Source organism: Bosea sp. NBC_00550, from assembly GCF_026020075.1.
Lineage (GTDB): Bacteria > Pseudomonadota > Alphaproteobacteria > Rhizobiales > Beijerinckiaceae > Allobosea.
The window spans coordinates 1704270-1723947 of sequence record NZ_CP102772.1 but is presented as its reverse complement, the minus strand read 5'-3'; the positions used below and the strand labels follow the sequence as shown (position 1 = coordinate 1723947).

Genomic DNA, 19678 nt, shown 5'->3' with positions numbered 1-19678 from the left:
GGCTGGCTCTTGTTATTGTGAGAGAGGGAGCGGGCCGTCAGGCAGCGCTGAGCGACGAGCGAGTATCCGGCGGTCGCGACAGCGCAGCCGGCGCGACGGAGAGCTCCTTCTCAAAAGGCAGCTTGCCGTAAGTCTCCGGATCGACCGAGACGTCGAAGAGCGGGGTGTAGCCCGTTTCCAGATAGAGCCCCTTGGCCTCCGGCTGGCGGAAGCCGGTGGTCAGGAAGATCCTGCCGTAGCCCTGCCGCACGGCCTGCAATTCCAGCTCGATGACGATGCGACGTGCGAGGCCCTGGCGGCGAAAATCGCTATGGGTCCAGATGCGCTTCATTTCGGCGGTGCGCTCGTCGTAGCGCTTGAAGGCGCCGCCGGCGATGGCCCGGCCGTCGCGCAGCAGCAGGACGAAGTTGCCGTCCGGCGGGGCGAAGAGCTCGGCCGGATAGCGGCTCATCTCGGCACCGGGCGCCTCGCCGAAATAGTCGCCGTAGCGGCTGGCGTATTCCCAGGTGAGCTGCTCGACCAGCGGCTGGGCGAGCGGATCGAGCGGGGTGGTGTAGAGGAATGCGTCGGCCATGGCTGAGCCTTTCCGTGAGATCGTTGCGGGGCGGCTCAGCCGGCGCGGCGAGTGAAGGGCGCATCCGACGGGACCGCGTAGCGGCTCTCGCGACGGCCTAAGCCGAGATGGTCGCGCAGGGTCGCGCCCGGCAAGGTGCGGTCGTAGACGCCGCGCGCTTCCAGCACCGGGATGACAAGCTCGACGAAATCGTCGAGACCCTGGGCGATCACCGGGAAGCCGAGGATGAAGCCATCGGCGGCTTGCGTCTCGACACGCTGGATCAACCTGTCGGCGACATCCTCGGCCGAGCCGATGAAGTCCGTTCGCGGCGTCGCGGCTTCCAGCGCGGCCTCGCGCAGCGTCTGGCCCTTCAGGGCGGCGTTGCGCTTGATGCGGTCGGTGGTTGAGCGGAAGCTGTTCTTGCCGATCTCGCCGAGCTCCGGGAAGGGCGCGTCGAGCGGATAGGCGCTGAAGTCGTGATGGTCGAAGAAGCGGCCGAGATAGGCGAGTGCATCCTCGATCGAGATCAGGTCGCGGATCGCCCGGTACTTCTCCTCCGCCTCGGCCTGCGTGCGCCCGACGATAGGCCCTGCGCTCGGGAAAACTTTGACGTCCTCAGCCAAGCGGCCATGGGCGACCGCGCTCGTCTTGATGCTGCGGTAGAAGCTCTGCGCCTCCTCGAGCGGGACGTGGTTGGCGAAGACGGCGTCGGCATGGCGGCCGGCGAGGCCGATACCGGCATCGGAGGCGCCGGCCTGGAAGATCACCGGCTGGCCCTGCGGCGAGCGCTGGATGTTGAGCGGCCCTTCGACCTGGAAGAAGCGGCCCTTGTAGTTGAGCGCGTGCAGCTTCTCGCGGTCGAAGAAGCGGCCGCTCTCGCGGTCGCGGAGGAAGGCGTCGTCATCCCAGGAATCCCAGAGACCCTTGGCGATGTCGAGATATTCATGTGCGATCTCGTAGCGTAGCGCGTGCTCTGGATGCGGGCGGCTGTAGTTGCGGCCGGAGCCCTCCAGCGGCGAGGTCACCGCATTCCAGCCTGCGCGCCCACCGCTGAGCAGGTCGAGCGAGGCGAATTGCCGGGCGATCGTGAAGGGGTCGCTGTAGGAGGTCGAAACCGTGCCGACGAGGCCAAGCTTGCTGGTGCTCGTGGCCAGCGCCGAGAGGATCGTCAGCGGCTCGAAGCGGTTGAGGAAATGCGGGATCGACTTCTCGTTGATGTAGAGCCCGTCGGCGACGAAGGCGAAGGCGATGCCGTTCTCCTCGGCCTTGCGGGCATTGCGGATGAAGAAGTCGAGATTGACGCTGGCGTCCGGCGGGTTGCTCGGGTGGCGCCAGGCGTTCATGTGGCTGCCGGCGCCCTGGAGCATCAGGCCGAAGGTGAGGCGGGTGCGGGACATGCGAGCGTCCTTTCGAAAAGAGCGGATCAGGCCGCCAGCGCCGGCGTCTCGCCGGCGAGCAGCGTGACGGAGGCGAGGCGCTTGGCGGTGAGGGCGCCCGGCGTTTCAATGATGAACTCGGCGATGCCGAAGCGGGCGTGCAGGGCATCCAGCTCGCGGCGCACCTGCTCGGGCGTGCCGGCGAGAACGTGCGGCGTGCGGATCTCGGTGCGGTAGGAGGCCGCGCCGGCCTGGCGGGCATATTCCGCCGCCTGCTCCTCGCTGCCGAGATTGAGGTTCTGGCCGTTGTCGAGCGTGAGCCGGACGACGCGATGGTTCTCCGTGAGGCTCAGCGCCTCCTCGGTAGTCGGGGCGGCGAAGGCCGCAACGGCAAGCAGAGGCGCGGATGAGCCGCCGGACTTGGTGTAGGCTTCGAGGCTGGCTTCGATCGCCTTCGGGTCGCCGTTATGGTGGCCGGCGAAGACGAACTGCCAGCCGCGCTCGCCGGCCTGGCGGCCGCTGTCGGGGCTCGCGCCGAGCAGGAAGCGCTCCGGCGTCGCGGGCGGCATCGGGAAGGCGCGGGCCTTCTCCTGTGGGCCGGGTGTCTCGGATGGCGGGGCCAGGAAAGCGTCGAGCTCATCCAGCAGGGCCTCGAACGACGGCGAGCGCGCCGGGTCGTGCAGGACGCGAAGGGCCTTGGTCGACAGAGGCAGGCCGCCGGGCGCCTTGCCGATGCCGAGATCGACGCGACCCGGCGCCAGCGAAGCCAGCAGGTTGAAGATCTCGGCGACCTTGTACGGGCTGTAATGCGGCAGCAGGACGCCACCGGTGCCGATGTGGATGCGCTGGGTGCGCGCCAGCAGATAGGCGGCCAGCACCTCGGGCGCCGAGCTGGCAAGGCCGGGGAAATCATGATGCTCGGCCAGCCAGAAGCGGCGATAGCCGAGCCTTTCGGCCGTTTGGACAAGGGTCGTGGTGCGCTGGAGAGCCGCTACGGCGGTTTCGCCTTCGAGGATCGGGCTCTTGTCGAGCAGGCTGAGGCTGTAGGTCATGTCGGGGTGCCGTGGGAGTGTGTCAGAGGGAGCGGAGGCCGAGCGCGGTGCGGGCTTCCTCGGCCATCCAGCCGAGCCGCTCGTAGTCGCCGCGCCAGTAGAGGAGGGCGGCGTCGTTGCGGCCGAACCTGACCTCGCGCACCCGTCCGATGACGATGGCGTGCGAGTGCCGCTCGATCAGCTCTTCCAGCTCGCAATCGAGCGCGGCCAATGCGCCTTCGAGCAGCGGCGCTCCGGTGCGGCCTTCGTTCCACCGCGCTTCGGCATAGCGGGCGGGGCCCTTCTCGCCGTTGCGGCCGGCGAAGCGGTCGGCGACCTCCTTCTGCGCGGCGGTCAGGAAGTTCACGCCGAAGCTGCGATGGCGCTTCAGCACGGGGAAGGTGGAGGACGACAGGTTGAGCCCGAACATCACGGTCGGTGGCTCGGCCGAAAGCGAGGATAGCGACGTCACGGTCAGGCCGGTCCGGTCCTCCCCGCGCCCCGTGGTGATGACGGAGACGCCGCCCGCTAGATGACGCAGCGCCGAACGGAACTCGCCTCCCAGGTCGTTGAGGGCCGGCTCGACGCGCGCCGGCGACCTGCCGACAGCATGCGGGGCCTGGGAAGCGAGCGAGACGAGCGCCATGGAAACCTCTGAAGGGGACTGCGGATCGGGGGTGCCGGGCGCGGGCGCCCGGTGGATCGGCGGATGGCTGCCGCGCCTTGGCAGCTGGACGATCTGGCCGCCGCTGTTGGCGGTCGAGGGCGGGTGGCGCGTTCCGGGGCCGCCGGTGGTGTCGGCTCGGGACATGAGACCTCCTTCGCCGGGAGGCCGGCGTTGCAGGGAAAACGAGACCGGGAAAGGAAGTGGTCGGGCGCTTAGCGGCGCCGGCACCCCGTCAGGAACATCGCCTGCGCAGTGGCGCGACAGAATTGACCGTGCATGTCATCGGCATCGCCGGCGTGTCTCCGTGCTTCGGAGCCCACGATTTCATCGTGGTGCTTTTAGCGTTGTTGACGCGGCGCAAGCTGCTCCAGCAAATCCCGCGAAGGAGCGAAACGAATATCGCTCGATACTTCGATTGTTTCCGTGAAGGGGGCTGCGGTCAATGAAACAGCTTTTCAAAGATCGGGCTGGCCGTAGGTGGAAGCGCCATGGCGGGGCCGTCTGCCGGGAGAATTCCGTTTGTCCGCCGCAGCGGCGTCAGAAAGCCTGATCCGAAATGAGCTGCTCGATGGGCCGCTGCATCGATTGCGGAGTGCCGTCAGACCGTACTCACGGCTGAAAATTGGCGACGATGCAGGAAGTTGGAGCGGGTACCGGGAATCGAACCCGGGTATTCAGCTTGGAAGGCTGCTGCTCTACCATTGAGCTACACCCGCATCAGCGGCCAAATTCCCTATCGCACCGGCAGGTGTCAAGGGCCGCCGCGCCGTTCCACAGCCGAAACGCCGTGCGTCACAGTTTCGGCCAGGTATCGGAGAGGCGATAGCCGGCTGGGTACGGGTCGTCGGGGTCGAGCATGAGCTGTGAGGTGCCGGTGACCCAGGCGCTGCCGGTGATTCGCGGGATGACCGCCGGGGTGTCGCCGATCCGCGTCAGGCTTTCGATCTCGCAGTCGAAGCGCGAGCCGATGATCGACAGGCCGACGAAGCGTTCGCCGACGCCGAGCTGTCCGCGCGCGTGCAGCACGGCCATCCGCGCCGAGCAGCCGGTGCCGGTCGGCGAGCGGTCGATCTTGCCGGGGCGGATCGCCACCGCATTGCGGCCGGTCAGCACGCCGTCGATGCGCTCGACCGGGGCGGCGAACTGGCAGAAGGAGATGTGGTTCCAGGCGGTGTCGCCGGGATGGGCGAAGCCGAGCTGTTCATTCGCGGCGCGGGTGATGCTCATGCCGATCTCGGCGATCTCGCGCGCCTCGTCGGGCGCGATCGCGAAGCCGAGGCGGGCGGCATCGACGATGACGAAGCTGTCGCCGCCATAGGAGATGTCGACACTCAAAGTGCCGAGGCCGGCTACCTCGATCGTCGCGCCGAGCCGTGCGGCAAAGGAGGGGACGTTGCGCAGGCTGATCGCCTCGGCCTTGCCGTTTCGGCAGGTGGCGCTGATCTCGATCAACCCGGCCGGAGCTTCGAGCACGAGGTCGGTGCGCGGCTCCTGCATCGGCAGGATGCCGGTGTCGAGCAGCACCGTCGCGACGCAGATCGCATTGGAGCCGGACATCGGCGGCGTGTCGGCCGGCTCCATGATGATCCAGCCCATCTGGGCACGTGGGTCCTTGGGCGGGACGAGCAGGTTGACGTGGCGGTAGACGCCACCGCGCGGCTCGTTGAGGACGAAGTTGCGCAGGGTCTCGTCGTTGGCGATGAAGCGTGACTGTTCCCAGATCGTCTCGCCCGGCGGCGGCTGCACGCCACCGACGATGACGTCTCCGACCTCGCCTGCCGCATGGCAGCCGACGACATGGATGATCCTGCTGCTGCGCATATGGGAGGCCCGGCTCGGTGCGACCGGACCAGTGTTACCCGGTCCTCATCGGCTTCAGAAGCCGAAGTTGAAGCCGGCCTTGACGATATCGCCGGAGGTGCGCGCCCGCATGAGCGCATATTGGCCCGGCGCCAGGCCGGTATAGTCCTGCAAGGTCAGGTTCTGGTTGCCGAGATCGTAGTGGGTGTAGTCCAGCCGCAGCGTCCGCTCCTTCAAATGAAGGAGGCGCCGGAGAGGTCGCTGGGATGGTATGGTCCGAACCGAGGCGGACAGGCGGCCATGAGCGCTTCAGCGATCAATCCCTATGACGCCGTGGCCTATCCCGGCCATTCATTCTCCCAGACTCATCCATCGCGGTTGGCGACCATCGCGCATTTCCATGGGATGAGCCCGGCACTGCCATCCACCATGCGCGTGCTCGAACTCGGCTGCGGGCGAGGCGGAAACCTGATCCCGATGGCCGCGCAATACCCGCGGAGCCAGTTCCTCGGCATCGACCTCAGCGGGGATTCGATCCGGCAGGCGAACGCCAGCGCGGGCGAACTCGGCCTTGCGAATGTCGCGTTCGAGCAGCGCGATATTCTGGAACTGACGGCCGATCTCGGGCGCTTCGACTACATCATCGTCCACGGCGTGTTTTCCTGGGTGCCGGATCCGGTGAGGGAGCGCATCGTCGCGCTCTTCGGCGAATTGCTGGCGCCGCAGGGCGTCGCCTATGTCAGCTACAACGCGCTGCCGGGCTGTCGCCTGCGCGATCTGGCACGGGACGTCATGCTCTATGCGGTCCGCGATATCGACGAGCCGCGCGAGCGGGTGCGGGTGGCGCGTGCGGCGCTCAAGGATGTCGCCGAAGCCAGCGATCCCGACAGCTTCCATGGCGCGGCGTTGCGCCAGCGCCTGAAGCAGATCGACGAGCTTCCGGACAACGTCTTCTACCATGATGACCTGAACCCCGGAGCGCGCGCCTTCGCTCTGCACGAGGTCTTGTCCACGGCGGAGCGTCACGGGCTGCAATTCCTGGCGGAGGCCTCGTTCCCGAACCTCTACGGCGCCGCCAAGGGGCCAGCGCAGCAGTTGCTGGCGCAGATTCCGGTGGAGGAGGTGGCGCGGCGCGAGCAGACGCTCGATCTGCTGATCGGCCGTCCGTTTCGCGAGACATTGCTGTGCCGGGCCGATCTGCCCCTGCAAAGGGGCATCCGCCCGGATGCGCTGAGGCCCTATTACCTTGCCGCCAATGCGCGACTGGCCCAGCAGGTGACGGAAGAGGCGCGGCCCGGCGTCGAGCGTTTCGAGTTCGACGAGGGGGTTCGGCTTTCGGTCGATCTGCCTCTGTGCAAGGCGGCGCTCGGCATTATGAGCGCGATCTGGCCGGCCAGCATTGCCTGGGACGAATTGGTCGCGCGTTGCTGCGACGAAGTCGGCGATGGGCTGGGGCCCGATAGCGCCCACGAAATCGGGCGGCTGGAGGAGGCGCTGATCGCGATCTTCAAGGCCGGGCTGCTCGACATCCGGCTGGAACCGCCGGTGCTGACGACGGAGATCAGCGAGAAGCCGGCCGCAAGCGAGATCGCACGCTGGCAGGCCGCGACCGCCCTCGAAGTGACCGATCTGCGCCACCGCACCGTTCAGCTCGACAGCATCGTGGTGCGGAAATTCGTCAGCCTCCTCGACGGCTCGCGCGACCAGCGCATGCTGCTCGACGAGATGAACGCCTTCCTGGCCGAGACGCGGGCTGCCGGCGTCGCCGTGCCGAACCTACCGGAGCGGGCGACGGCAGCCGAGGTGGCGATGCATCTCAGGGATGTCGCCCGTCTCGCCCTGCTGCGCGCATGACGATTGTCGCTCCGCGGAGCGGGGCGTAACCTTGCGGAAGGGGCGATGAGGCGCGGGCCGTCAGAATGAGCGAGCGCTTCCGGCAATTCCAGGCGCTGTTTCCCGAGGAAGCCTGCCTCGCCGAGCTGATGCGGCTGCGCCATGGCGGCACGATCATGGCCTGCGCGGCCTGCGGACGCGCCGCCTCGTTCGAGATGCGCCCGAAGCTGCGCGGCTTCGCCTGTAACCACTGCCACTACATGATTCATCCGGCGGCGGGCACGCCGATGGAAAGCCGGCGCACGCCGCTCCAGCTCTGGTTCTTCGCCCTGAAGACCGTGACGGAGCATCCCGCCAAGGGTGCAGCCGCAATGATCGCGCGGGACGCGGGCGTGCCGCAGATGACGGCGCAGCGGCTCGTCGACGAGCTTGCGACGCTAGGCGAGCGCGACGATGCAGCCTGGCTTGCGGGCCTGCGCCGCCTCGTCTCGGACAGTGCCGCCTCTCCTGCGCCGGAGCGTGCCTCCGGTCAGACTCAGCGACCTGCGCAGCCGGCGAAGGCGGCTGAGAGGGCGGGGGCGGCGCCTGCCGCGAAGACCCCCGACACCGGACGCCCGCCTGCTGCGCCTGCATCTCGGCAGGGCGCCGCTCAGCCATCGTTGGACGTCGCTCCGAAGTATCCTCATAAGCCGTCCGCAATGCCTGTGGGCGAAGCGCCCGATCCGGTTTCGCCGGCTCGGAAAGGCTTTTCCGGACGCATGGCGATCGCAGCCGTGGGAGTGGGCGTCGCCTGTGTGGCGGCGGCCGTGCTCGGCCTCGCCTATGCAAGGCTGCAGCGGCCGGAGCGGTCCAAGCCGGCTGGTGAGGACGAGGTCGCGGCGGTCGAGGCGCCCGCGCTGAAGGATGGCCCGGCCCGGCCCTCGCTGATCCTGTCCTCGGTGGAGCAGGATCTGGAGGGCGCGCGGCAGGCCGCCCAGTTCGCCCTCGACAACGATCCCTCGCTGGCCGCGATCAAGCCGCAGGAGGATGCGCCGACGCAGCAGGTGCCGGTCAACCAGCTGCAGCTTCCCTCCAACATCCTGCTGGTGCCGCCGAAGATGCAGAGCGTGCCGACGGCGCCGACCGCACCCAGCGGAGCGCCGCAGCCGCCGCCGCAGATCTCCAGCGGCGATCCCGACCAGATCCTGACCTTCGGGCCGATCAAGATCCGCCGGCATCTGGTCGATACGATCGTGCGCGCCAGCAAGGTCGTGGGCGCCGATCCGACGCTTCTGATGGCGGTGGCGGACAAGGAATCCTCGTTCTCCACCGCGGTGAAGGCGAAGACCTCGTCAGCGACCGGCCTCTACCAGTTCATCGAGCAGACCTGGCTCGGCGTGATCTACGAGTTCGGCGCCAAGCACGGACTTGCCGCGGACGCCAAGCTGATCGGCCGTTCCGGCAGGCAGTTCACGATCGGCAATGGCGATGAGCGCCAGCGCATCCTCGACATGCGGCGCGAACCCTATGTTTCGGCGCTGCTGGCGGCGGAGATGCTGAAGCGCGACACGCTGAGGCTGGAGCGTGCGCTGGGGCGCCATCTCACGGGCGGCGAGATCTACCTCATCCATTTCCTCGGGCCGGATGCGGCGCAGACCTTTATCGAGACGATGGAGGAGACGCCGGGCGTCAAGGCGGCCGAGCTGCTGCCGAAGCCGGCCCAGGCCAACCGGCCGATCTTCTACGCCGATGCCGGTGGCGAGACGAAGGTGCTGTCAGTCTCCGAGGTCCACAAGAAATTCAACGACATGATCAAGATCAGGCTCGATCGCTACAGCGCGGTCAGGCCGACGATGGGGCCGGGCCTCGCCCGGCCGCAACCGAAGAAATGACGTTTTCCGCCGCGTGCGATCCCGCCTGCGGCCAGCCACGCCCGGTTCCCGGGCATCGATGAGGAGAAAGCTCATGCCGGCCAACCGTTTCGAGCAGGTCGACGAGCCGCAGCCCGACGCGATCACGCTCAGCCTGAGCGAACGCAGCGGCGAGGCCTTCGGGCGGGTGCTCTGCCCGGCCGAACTGGCCGGCGGGCATCTCGTCAATGATTTCGTCAGCGACGAGCTGGCGGCGAAGGACGCCTTCCGCACTGCCATCCGCCTCGCCAACGAAATCCAGGCACCGATCGTCGTCGAGGATGCGGCGGGCGTCTGGCAGGACGAATGGGGCGTGCTGTACCGGGAGGAGTGAGAGGCCGAAGCCGAATGCTCCGTCATGCTCGGGCTTGATCCGAGCGTCTCGGAAACAAGAGCCCGCTGGTCCTGAGATTCTCGGGTCAGGCCCGAGAACGACGCCTGTCCGTCACTCGATCCGGAAATATTTGATCCCGAGCCCGAGCTTGCCCGGCTGGCGCGCCAGGTCGAGCTTGAGATTGGCGAAGAACTCGCTGGCAGGAGCCGGGTTGGGGCCCGCGAGCGCGGGCAACGGTTCCTGGCTGACGAGGGCGAGCACAGTCTGCGGGCGGGCGGCGCCGCCGGTCGATTCGAGCTTGAGGTTGAAGGTGACCTTGCCGCCCTCGCGCTTCATGAAGCTTTCGAGGTTGTAGACGAGTCCGTCGTCGCCGATCAGCACGACATCGAGGCTCTGGCCGCCGCCGGCTTCCACCGAGCCGTTGAGGATTTCGCCGCTCTTCATGTTGAACGCGCCGATCTGTAGCCGCGGAGAGCGATCGATGCCGACGCCCGGCTGGCGCAGGAACTCGACCATCGGGCACTGCGCGCTGGTGACGGGGCGCAGGTTGATCTGCGCCTCGAAGCCCTGCGCGGCCTTGAAGGCATTGTCGAAGGTGACGAAGGGGCCCGATGCGCTGCCGAAGCCTTCCAGCGTCGCCTTGCGGTCGCCGATTTCCAGGGGCCACAGGAAGAAACAAGAGCCGCCATCGTAGTCGCGAACATAGCGCTCGACCCGTTCGGCCGGCGTGCGCGGCTCAGGCTCCGGCGCGAGCGCGGCGGTCTGCGGGGGCGGCGGCGCCTGTGTCGAGGGCTGGATCACGGGCGGGCTGGATGGCGGTTTTGCGATGGCGACCGGCGGCTTCTCAACAGGCCCTAACTCGGGGGGCGGCGGAGGCTTGGCAGGCTCGGCTGCGGGCGGGCGCGCAGGCGGCGCCGGTGGTGCGGTCTCGACGTTGGTGGCGATCTGGGGAGGTGCCGGGTTCGGCACCGAGGGTGGCGGCGAGGGCTGCGGGGCAGCGACCGGCGGTGCAGACGTCTGCGTTGTGGTGCTCGGCGCGGCTGCCTGCGCCGGCTTCTCTGCTGGAGCTTCGGTCAGGGCTGGCGCGTTGTTGCTGGCGGTGGCGCTTGCGGAAGGCTGCTCGGATAGAGGCGGGGGATCGGCGCTCGGGAGGCGGGCATTCTTGCTCGTCTGTTCGGGCTGAAGGCTCTTCCAGGCGTAGAAGCCGCCTCCTGCCAGCAGCGCGAGGATCGCGACGCCCGCGACGAGCGCCATCGGCGACCTTCCTTGCCTCTTCTGGCCGGCAGGGCCAGCCGCCTTCTTGCCGGCGGCAGGCGATTGCCAGGCGGCGACCTCGGCCATGTCGGCCGGGCGGTTTGCGGGGTCGGGCGCGAGCATGCGCGCGAGCAGCGGGCGCAGGCGGGCATCGACGCCGGAGAGATCGGGCAGGCGGCGGCGCTTGTCGAGGATCTGGACCTGCGAGCCGCCCATATCGAGCGCGCGGCCGGCGACGGCTTCGGCCAGCACCAGCGCGAAGGAATACATGTCGGAGCGGCCGGTGACCTCGCCGCCATAGAGCCCGAGTTGCTCGGGCGAGACATAGTTGTATTTGCCGGCGAAGCCGGAGCCGATCACCGTGCCTTCGCCGAGCAGGCTGGAGCGGGCGATGCCGAAATCGATGATCTTGGCGCGGGAGGGATCGCCGCCGGGCAGGATGATGTTGTCCGGCGAGATGTCGCGGTGGACGATGCCGAGGCGATGGGCGGCGTGCAGCCCGGGCCCGACCCGCTGGCGCAGCACATCGGCTTCCTCGATCGTCAAAGGCTGCTGCTTGATGCGCTCGGAGAGCGGCTGGCCGTCGACGAACTCCATGGCGAGGTAGGGCGACTCGCTCGCCGGATCGATGGCGAAGACGTAGTAGCGGACGATGGCCTCGTTATAGAGGTTGTGCAGCGCTGCCGCTTCGCGCCGGAACAGCGCGATCACGGCCTCGTCGCGGGCCATGTCGGGGCGGATCATCTTGATCGCGACCGCGTCGCCGGTCTGGATGGCGCGGCCCTTGTAGACCTCGCCCATGCCGCCGACCGCGATCAGGCTCTCGATCTCGTAGATGCCGTTGAGCCTGGTGCCGATGCGGGCATTGGCGCGCGGGGCGAAGACGGTGCGCTCGGAGTCGTCGCTCATGGCGTGGAGCTCCCTGGTGCGCGCCGGTTCGGCATCCAGCGTGTTCTCTCGCTCGCGCCCTGTCGATAGCGGACGATGACGACGGTGACGTTGTCGCGCGCGCCGCGCTCCAGCGTCAGCGCCAGCAGGGTGTCGCAGGCGGCCTGCGCGCCGCCAGCCTCGACGGCCTGCAGGATCTCGGCATCGGCGACGTGCTCCGTCAGCCCGTCCGAGCAGAGCAGGAAGGCGTCGCCATCGGCGATCTCGCCGTTCTCGAGGTCGAGTTCCGGCGTTTCGTGCACGCCGATCGCGTGGGTGATGACGTGCCGGCGTGGCGAGTTCTTCGCTTCGTCGGGCGTCAGCAGGCCGCGATCTACCATGTCCTGCACCTCGGTATGGTCGCGTGATATCTGCGTGATGCGTCCGGCGCGGACGAGATAGATCCGGCTGTCGCCCGACCAGAGGCAGGCGAAATGACGCTGGTGGATCAGCAGGACGACGAGGGTCGCACCCATCGTCGCGCCGCGCTGGCGGATTTCCTCGCGCAGGGTGTGGTTGGCTTCGAGCACGCTGCCCTCCAGCATGGCGAGCAGCTCCGAGGCCGAGTTCGTCGCGCCGACGCCTTCCAGCGCGGCAACGACGGTGGCGCTGGCGAGCGCGCCGTTCTCGTGCCCGCCCATGCCGTCCGCCACGGCCCAGAGGCCGACTTCGGGGCGCAGCAGGAAGTTGTCCTCGTTCGCCTTGCGGACCTTGCCGGTATGGCTGATGCAGCCGGTCTCGAAATCGGAGGCCGCGCGCGGAGCATCGTTCATGGCATCGCCCTCATTATCCGGCGCGTTCGGCTGCGAGATGGGCATCGAAGCGTCCCGTCAGCAGGCCGGTGAAGAGATAGGGATCGGGCAGGGCCTGGCCGGTCAGCGCCAGCGCCTCGAAATTCGGCCCGCCGACGGTCCAGAGATATGAGGCATGGGCATAGGCCCGCGAATGATCCTCGACGCGCAGCGCCACCAGCCGCTCCGGAAAGCCGGACGCAATGGCCGCGCTGACGATGGTCCCGTCCGAGAGCCGCACCATATCCTGCGGCGGGGCGGCAAGGTGATGGTCGTTGGGCACGGGCAACGCGGCGAGGCGCTGTGCGACGGCCTCGTAGCTCGCATCGGGTTCCAGCGCCTGCAGCAGGAAATCCTCGATCGCCGCGAACCATCCATCCTGCGGATCGAGTTCCGGCGGGGGGATCGCCGCGCCCGGCGCGGCCACGGCGAAGACGGTCAGCGGGAAATAGCGGCCGATGCCGTCGACCGAGGGCATAAAGGCGCCGGCCACCGTCTGCCCGCCATGGCCGGCGCCCAGCCAGAAGCGCCAGATCGGTGCGTTGAGATAGGCCTCCTGCCAGCGGCTTCCGAGTTCGAGCCGGCTCGCGGTCAGCCCGCCCTGCAGCCATTTCTCGTAGACGGCCAGGAAGCCTGCGGGGGCGTTGAGCGCGATGAAGTCGCGCTTGGCGGGGAGCTTGCCGAAGAGGCCGCAGGGCACCGCGTCAGATCCCCGCGGGGCAGCGGATTTCCCGCAACGCCGGCAGGATCAGCGGGTTCTTGAGCGAGCCGACGCCGAAGGAATAGCCGACCTGCCGGCCGCCGCCGTTCAGCGTGAAGCCGACATTGTCGCCCTGCTTCAGCACCGAGCCGGCATCGAGCAGGCGGAAGAAGGACCAGGTGCCGTCCTTCTCGAAGAGCTTGGCCTCGCCCTGCGCGGCATTCTGCGAGCCCGAGGAGAAGAAGCCGCCACCGAACATGCCGCCGGAATTGCCGCTGCCGCCGCCGAGCGTCAGCGTGATCGCCGTCTTGCCGACGCCCCCGCCCGGCCACATCACCGGCGTCGGCGTGTTGACGCCCTGCTGGCTCGTCACCGTAAAGCCGTTGATCTCGAGCTTGGCGTTGGCGGCATCGGCCGAGAGCGCGGTCGGCGTCACCACCATCTGGAAGGAGGGCAGGTTGCCGCCGGTCGGGAAGAAGGCGTCCTTGATCTCGCTGGCGCGCTGGAATTCACGCAAGGTCGTGGGAGACAGCGCGCGCGCCACGCGGCTGTCGACGCGCCAGCTCCATTGCGGCTTGGAGGTGTCGACGAAGGGCTCCAGCCGGTCCTTGTAGAACTTGTCCATGATCTGGCCGGGGGCGAAGAGCCGGGCGAAATCGGCGAGCGGCACGTCGCGGGTGCTGGCCTTGGTGAAGGGGTAGCGGTTGTTCATCACCTCGGTGCAGATGCGCGTGACCTGTTCGGCCAGCGCCTGCCGGAGCAGGGCGACGGTCGCGCCGGTGGCATCGCCCTCGAAGTCGTTGACCGCCTGGATGATCATGCCGTCGAAGGGGGCAGGGTAGCGCGAGGAGTTGGCGCGCAAGGTCGCGATCAGCGGCACGAGCGCGGCATTCGCCGCCGCCGACTGCGCCGGATTGGTCGCGGCGGTGGCGAGATTCTGGTTGATCTCGGAGAAGGTCTGCAGGAGCTGGTCGACCGGCCGGCGGCCGAGATCGCCGTCGACCAGCACGTGGAAGGGCTTGAACTGGCCCTCGATGTCGGCCCCCAGCGCCGGGTCCCTGCCGCCGGCAAGCACGCGATCGACCCCCGGCGCGGCAAGCGGGAGATTGCTGCCGAGGCGGCCGAGCGCCTGGCTCGCGCGCTGGTCAAGCGTCTGTGCCGCGGCAGCGGCGGCGGCCTGCGCCACGGCCTTCTTCGCGTTCGGGCGCTCCTTGGTGAGCTGCGTCTCGTCGCGCAGGGATTCTAACACCTGCTTGAACGGCGAGGTCGGCGCCGAGATCGCGCTGAGCGCGACATAGCGCGGCTTGTCGGCGTTGAGCGGGCGCAGCTTCAGCCGCTTCAGCGCGCGCTGCCAGCCGGCGACATAGTCACGGGCGTAGAGCTTCATCAGGTCCTGGAAGAGCGTCGCGTACTGGGCGGTGATCGCCTGCTGGTCGACATTCTCGCCCAGCACCCAGCGCTCCTTCTCTATTCGGTCGCCGATGTCGCCGAGCCGGCCGATGAAGGCGGTCTGGAAGCCGTCATAGGTGTAGAAATACGGCACGCGGATCTGGTCGAGGTCCTCTCCGCCGCTGCCTTCGAAGACGAGGCGGACATCGGACCCGCCGCGCTGGGAGGCGACCCAATCCTTCTGGCTCTCGCCGCGCGCCTGCGTCCGCAGCAGCTCATAGGCGCGCTCGGCGATGCTGAGGCGGCGCAAGGTGCGCTGGCTCTGCTCGATCAGCGACTGGTTGAGCTTGACCATCGGCTCGGCCGAGCCCTCGTCGAGGTCGAGCATCGCGGCCAGATGCTCCTCCAGCGCCTCGCGGCCCTTGGCGTTGGCGGGGCCGGGGAAGAGGTTCTCGGCCCAGTCAAGGCGCATCCAGGAGGTGACGAGGTCGCGGTCCATCTTCGCCTGGCCTCCGATCATCATGTAGACCTTCAACGCCTCGTAGACGAAGCCGGGATTGTTGGCGTTGGCCTCGAGCTGCTCCTCCAGCCGGAAGATGATGCGCGGGCGCAGCATCCGCTCCAGCGCCTGCTGATAGGTGATCTCGGTCGCGTTCTGCAGGCGGTCGCGCTGGCTCAAGCCCAGGGTGGCGAGCGTCGGCGTCGGCTCGTTCTGGGTGGCGTAGCCCGCCGGCATGTTCCGGAGCTTGTGCAGCAGCGGCAGGATGCGGCTGAAATTGCGGTCGGAGACGGTGGTCTCCTGAAGGACCGGGGCTGCGGCGCTGCGATAGTCGGACAGGCCGTAATTGGTCGCGGTGATGAGGTCGCTGTTGCGCGAGAAGCTCGTCCACCACAGGCCGAGCGCGGCGAGCGACAAGATCGCGACCGTCGCGAAGCCGGCGATGCGCAGCATGGTCGAGCGGCGCGCGGCGCCGAGATCGGTCGAGACCCAGCCGGATTCGCCGATCACCACCTTCTGGATGAGGTCGGTGAGGAAATAGCTCTTGCCCTTGCCGGAGAAGGCGGCGGCGCCGGCATGATCCGAGCCGAAATTGCGGGAGAGCGCGCCGATGAGCTGGTCGATCGGCGTTCCCTCTTGCGTGCCCGAGGTGAAATAGAAGCCGCGCAGGGTGGCGTTGGCGTGGTAGCGCGTCGGCTCGAAGACGCGGGTGAGGAAATCGACGATCGAACGCTTCAGCGTGGCCATCTGGCTCGGGAAGCCGAAGATCTGGGCGCGGGATGTCGGGTTGTGCTCGTCCTGCAGCCGGTCTGAGAGACGTTCGTTCAGCCGCTCGATCAGCGCGTCATATTCCGGCGGCACGTCGCCGATCATGTTGCGCGTCTTGTCGGCGGTCTGGAAGGTGTGGCCCCAGACCATGCGCCGCTGCGGCTCGGTCAGCGCGCCGAAATACTCGTTGAAGCCGGCGATGAGGTCCGCCTTGGTGAAGACGGCATAGACCGGGAAATCGACCTTCAGCCGCTCGTGCAATTCGAGCAGGCGCGAGCGGATCGCGTCGGCATGGGCGGCGATCTCCTCCGGCGTCGAGGTCAGCAGATCCTCGACGCTGATCGCGACGAGCACGCCGTTGATCGGCTGGCGCGGGCGGTTGGTCTTGAGCAGGTCCAGGAAAGCGAACCAGCTCGTCTTCTCGGCCCTGGTGTCCGTGTCCTGCGTGGTGTAGCGGCCGGCGGTGTCGATCAGTACCGCATCCTCGGCGAACCACCAGTCGCAATAGCGCGTGCCGCCGGAGCCCGCGACGGCGGCCGGCGTTGCGCCGCGCGCGAGCGGGAATTTCAGCCCGGAATTGACCAGCGCGGTCGTCTTGCCGGCGCCGGGCGGGCCGATAATGACGTACCAGGGCAGGTCGTAGAGATAGTCGCCGCCGCCCTTGCCGCGCGCGGTCTTGAGCGTCGCCAGCGCGTCGCGCATCGCATTGGAGATCGCGGCGCCGTCGCCAGTCGTCTCCTCCTTCTCCAGCGCTTCGGAGAGCGCAGCGGTCGCCTTGCGGCGTCGGATGACGACGAAGGCGATCCAGCCGAGCGCCCCGACCAGCAGCAGCACGACGACGGGCAGGCGCACCCAGAAGGATTCGAAGGGCCGGACGTCGCCGAAGGCGAGGAAGGGGCCGCCGAACCAGACCAGCGCCGCGAGCGCGAGCGCGCCGATGAGGATTGCGAGGATGCGGAGCCAGGTGGCGAGGTTCATGCGCGCCTCCTAGCCCTGACGCTGGATCAGGATTTCGACGCGCCGGTTCTGGGCGCGGCCGTCGGCGGCGGTATTGGGCGCGATCGGCGTGTCCGCGCCCTTGCCCTCGAAGCTGATGCGATCCGCCTTGCTGAGCTTGGTCTTCAGCACGTCGCCGACCGCCTTGGCGCGCGCCTGCGAGAGCTCGACGTTCGAGGGGAAGCGGGCGGTGCGGATCGGCACGTTGTCGGTATGGCCGATGACCTTGATCGCGCCGCCCTCCTGCTCCAGCACGGCGGCGATGCGCTCGATCAGCGGCTGGAACTCGGCGCGCACGGCCGCCTGGCCCGGCTCGAACAGCGTGATGCCGACGAGGCGGACGATGATGACGTTGGGCGTGACAAGGCAAACGATCGGCGGCTGCACGGCGGCGCAGACCTTGGGCGGCTGAGGCGGAGGCGGGGGAGGCGGCGGCGGGGCCGCGAAGACCTTGCGCATGATGCCGATCTCGCCCTTGGGGTGGACGGAGAGCAGGGCAGTCGAGGCCGCCTCGGCATTGCCCGAGAGCAGGGCGCGGAACACGAAATAGATGCCGAGCAGGGCGACCGCAGCGATCGCCGCCACCGACCAGACCGGCAGCTTGAAGCCTGCGACCGTTGCCGCGATGGCCTGCCCGCGCCAGCGCGGCGAGAGTTCGGGGTCGGGCTGCTTCACCCGCCGCAGCGTCTCGAAGAGGTTGCGCTGGATCATCTGCAGGTTGTTGGCCCCCCCGGAGGAGGTGCGATGGATGCCCTGGAAGCCCAGCGCCAGGCAGGCATGCATCAGTTCCAGCAGGTCGTAATTGACCGAGGGGTCGGCCTTGGCCTTGTCCAGCTCCTCGAAGAAGCGCACGCCGCCGGTGCGCTCGCCGAAAAAGCGCGAGAGCATGCTGTACTGCGTCCAGACATGGCGGTCGTCACCGGGAGTGTTCTGGACGATGTCGTCGGCGGTGGCGGCGAGGACGTATTTCGCGGTGCGGGCGGTCTCGGCGGAGACGCCGGCGGCGCGGACCTCATGATCGAAGGCCTCGATCGTTTCGCCGACCTGGCCCAGCAACTGGGCGAAGGGCGCGTTGGAGAGATTGGCGCGCATCCGCCCGAGCAGCAGCAGGAGCGGACCGGCGGCGCGCAGCAGCGGGTTCGCGTTCGGCGTCAACAACTGGTCGCGGCGCGGCAGCGAGTGGCCTCCTCCCGGAGGCGGGGGAACCTGCGGGCGCTGCGGGATCGGCGCCGGGTTCGACATCCATTCGTCGCCGCCGCCGGGCACGCCGGGCGAGGGCACCTGTGGGGGGGCGTAGGGCTGCGCTTGCGGCGCGGCGGGTGAAGGCGGTGCGGGAGCTTGTGGCAGGGGCGCGCGGCGCCCGCCGGGGTTCGGCCGGATGATGGTCCGTTCGGAACGGCCGAACGGGTCGGACGAACCGTCGTCGCTCATCGCCTGCCCTCCAGAACGGCCCAGAGCTCGAGTTCGAGATCGGGCCAGTCACCGGAAAAATGCATGCCGATCGAACTCGCCGTGCTGAACTCGGGCCAGAGCGGCGAGGTGCGGTCGAGGTAGAAGTATACATGATCCGTGAGCGCGCGGATCTGCGGCGGCGGCGTCGGCAGATGGACGAGGCTGATGCCCGGCAGATGGGCATGGACGATCTCGTTCATCTTGGTGTTGGGGCCGATCTTGAAGAGCTGTGGGAACTGCGCCTGGATCTCGGTCAGCGGCCGGCGCGCCGCGACTTCCAGCACCAGCGTCGCGTTGCGGACGAGGCTGCGATCCCGGATCGTCGACATGAAGGCGTTGGGCGCGCGTTCGATGATTTCCAGCCGTATGGCGCGGCGGCCGAGATTGGCCGAGAGGAAATCCTGGATGTCGCGCACGACGGGCGCGAAGCAGTTCTCCAGATCGTCGTGGTCATAGGCCGGATAGTCGCGGGCGCGGCGCTCGGCCGTGGTGAAGGTCGCGAGCTCACCGGCGAGCGCAAGGAAGACCGTGAACAGCCGCTCGGGATGGATGAAGCGCGACCGGCGCATGTGCTTCAGCACGGGGATGTTGCGGTTGAGAAGCTGAAGCACGAAGTAGTCCGCGCTCTGCAGGCCGCCGCCCGCCGTCGGATCGGCGGCGTAGCGGGCGAGCTCCTCCAGCTTGTTGTCGATCCAGCCGATGACCCGGTCGAGCCAGCCCTCGATCACCGGATAGGCCGAGCAGACCAGCACCGGCGGGGCGAATTTCTCGTCGAAGAGGATGGCGCGGTCGCGCACCTCGAGGATGCGGCCGAGCGCGAGGCCGACATAGCCGGCCTTCGAGGTCTTGCGCAGCTCCAGCGTCAGGCGCGGATGGGCGACGTCGATCTCCTCCTCGGTGCGCAGGGAGGCGGTCGAATCGATCAGCATCTCGTTTGCGGGGACGTAGCGGCTGGCCGAGCCGTTCAGCGCGTCCTCGACCTCGCGGGTATTGGCGGCGGCCAGCGGCAGCGAGAGCCAGACGATCTGGCCGGCAGCATTCTCCGGCACCTCGATCGCGGCCGGCAGGGGGCTGTTGTCGGGCAGCGCGAAGGGGGTGCCGTCCGGCATCACGCCGACGGCGCGGCGCAGGCCGATGCGGCTCTGCTGGGCGAGGTCGCGGTCGATCTCTAGCACCGAGAAGCCCCATGGATAGGGCGAGATGGTCCTGACGCGGCTTTCCAGCAAATTTTCGAGATAGCGGTCGTTCTGCTGGAAGTGATGCGGCCTGAGGAAAAGCCCTTCCGACCAGACGACCTTGCTGTACCACGACATTCCGGTCTCGCTCACTCGAAGGCAGGCATGGTGAGCTTATCGAGGACGTAACCCAGCGTCACCAAGGGAATCCTATTCCCCTCGCGCGCGGGCCGCCGTCATT

Annotated in this window: 15 protein-coding genes and 1 tRNA gene; 3 read left to right on the top strand and 13 right to left on the bottom strand. The window is 68.2% G+C overall.

Annotated elements, in window-relative coordinates; all coding sequences use genetic code 11:
• Positions 1–37 precede the first annotated feature (37 nt).
• From NWE53_RS08155 to NWE53_RS08125, 7 genes are all read right to left on the bottom strand, one after another.
• Positions 38–574 carry a GNAT family N-acetyltransferase gene (locus NWE53_RS08155; protein WP_265053832.1) on the bottom strand — a complete coding sequence of 179 codons (537 nt, stop codon included), beginning with the start codon at positions 572–574 and terminating at the stop codon, positions 38–40.
• A 35-nt stretch (positions 575–609) separates the two neighbouring features.
• Positions 610–1953 carry an LLM class flavin-dependent oxidoreductase gene (locus NWE53_RS08150; protein ID WP_265053831.1) on the bottom strand — a complete coding sequence of 448 codons (1344 nt, stop codon included), beginning with the start codon at positions 1951–1953 and terminating at the stop codon, positions 610–612.
• 26 nt (positions 1954–1979) lie between these two features.
• Positions 1980–2984, bottom strand: coding sequence for an MsnO8 family LLM class oxidoreductase (locus tag NWE53_RS08145; protein ID WP_265053830.1), 1005 nt, complete (start codon positions 2982–2984; stop codon positions 1980–1982).
• A gap of 22 nt (positions 2985–3006) precedes the next feature.
• Positions 3007–3774: a flavin reductase family protein gene (locus NWE53_RS08140; protein WP_265053829.1), complete on the bottom strand. Its 768-nt coding sequence runs from the start codon at positions 3772–3774 to the stop codon at positions 3007–3009.
• Between the two features lie 498 nt (positions 3775–4272).
• A tRNA-Gly gene (locus tag NWE53_RS08135) sits at positions 4273–4346 on the bottom strand.
• 76 nt (positions 4347–4422) lie between these two features.
• Positions 4423–5451, bottom strand: a complete 1029-nt coding sequence (locus NWE53_RS08130) for a trans-3-hydroxy-L-proline dehydratase (RefSeq protein ID WP_265053828.1) — start codon at positions 5449–5451, stop codon at positions 4423–4425.
• A 54-nt stretch (positions 5452–5505) separates the two neighbouring features.
• Positions 5506–5667: a hypothetical protein gene (locus NWE53_RS08125; protein ID WP_265053827.1), complete on the bottom strand. Its 162-nt coding sequence runs from the start codon at positions 5665–5667 to the stop codon at positions 5506–5508.
• Positions 5668–5730: 63 nt separating this feature from the next.
• Here NWE53_RS08125 and NWE53_RS08120 point away from each other — a divergent pair, with 63 nt between their 5' ends.
• The 3 genes from NWE53_RS08120 to NWE53_RS08110 all read left to right on the top strand — a co-directional run bounded on the left by NWE53_RS08120 (position 5731) and on the right by NWE53_RS08110 (position 9486).
• The gene (locus tag NWE53_RS08120) at positions 5731–7284 is read left to right on the top strand and encodes a methyltransferase domain-containing protein (RefSeq protein ID WP_265053826.1); all 1554 of its coding nucleotides are present in this window, start codon (positions 5731–5733) and stop codon (positions 7282–7284) included.
• Positions 7285–7349: 65 nt separating this feature from the next.
• Complete coding sequence (locus NWE53_RS08115) at positions 7350–9134, top strand: transglycosylase SLT domain-containing protein (protein WP_265053825.1); 1785 nt, start codon at positions 7350–7352, stop codon at positions 9132–9134.
• 73 nt (positions 9135–9207) lie between these two features.
• Positions 9208–9486 carry a hypothetical protein gene (locus NWE53_RS08110; protein ID WP_265053824.1) on the top strand — a complete coding sequence of 93 codons (279 nt, stop codon included), beginning with the start codon at positions 9208–9210 and terminating at the stop codon, positions 9484–9486.
• A gap of 111 nt (positions 9487–9597) precedes the next feature.
• Here the strand turns inward: NWE53_RS08110 and NWE53_RS08105 are convergent, their stop codons facing one another.
• The 6 genes from NWE53_RS08105 to tssK are packed head-to-tail and all read right to left on the bottom strand — an operon-like array spanning position 9598 to position 19575.
• Positions 9598–11649, bottom strand: coding sequence for a serine/threonine protein kinase (locus NWE53_RS08105; protein ID WP_265053823.1), 2052 nt, complete (start codon positions 11647–11649; stop codon positions 9598–9600).
• Positions 11646–12485 carry a PP2C family protein-serine/threonine phosphatase gene (locus tag NWE53_RS08100; RefSeq protein WP_265053822.1) on the bottom strand — a complete coding sequence of 280 codons (840 nt, stop codon included), beginning with the start codon at positions 12483–12485 and terminating at the stop codon, positions 11646–11648. Before NWE53_RS08100 ends, NWE53_RS08105 begins: the two co-directional genes overlap by 4 nt.
• Positions 12454–13158: a type VI secretion system-associated protein TagF gene (tagF, locus tag NWE53_RS08095; RefSeq protein WP_265053821.1), complete on the bottom strand. Its 705-nt coding sequence runs from the start codon at positions 13156–13158 to the stop codon at positions 12454–12456. The genes NWE53_RS08100 and tagF overlap by 32 nt, the downstream gene beginning before the upstream one ends.
• 4 nt (positions 13159–13162) lie before the next feature.
• On the bottom strand, positions 13163–16792 hold the full coding sequence (gene tssM, locus NWE53_RS08090) for a type VI secretion system membrane subunit TssM (protein ID WP_265053820.1): 3630 nt from the start codon (positions 16790–16792) through the stop codon (positions 13163–13165).
• A gap of 9 nt (positions 16793–16801) precedes the next feature.
• Positions 16802–18241 (bottom strand): type VI secretion system protein TssL, long form, encoded by a 1440-nt coding sequence (gene tssL, locus NWE53_RS08085; RefSeq protein WP_265053819.1) that lies wholly within the window; start codon positions 18239–18241, stop codon positions 16802–16804.
• Positions 18238–19575, bottom strand: coding sequence for a type VI secretion system baseplate subunit TssK (tssK, locus tag NWE53_RS08080; RefSeq protein WP_265053818.1), 1338 nt, complete (start codon positions 19573–19575; stop codon positions 18238–18240). The genes tssL and tssK overlap by 4 nt, the downstream gene beginning before the upstream one ends.
• Positions 19576–19678 lie beyond the last annotated feature (103 nt).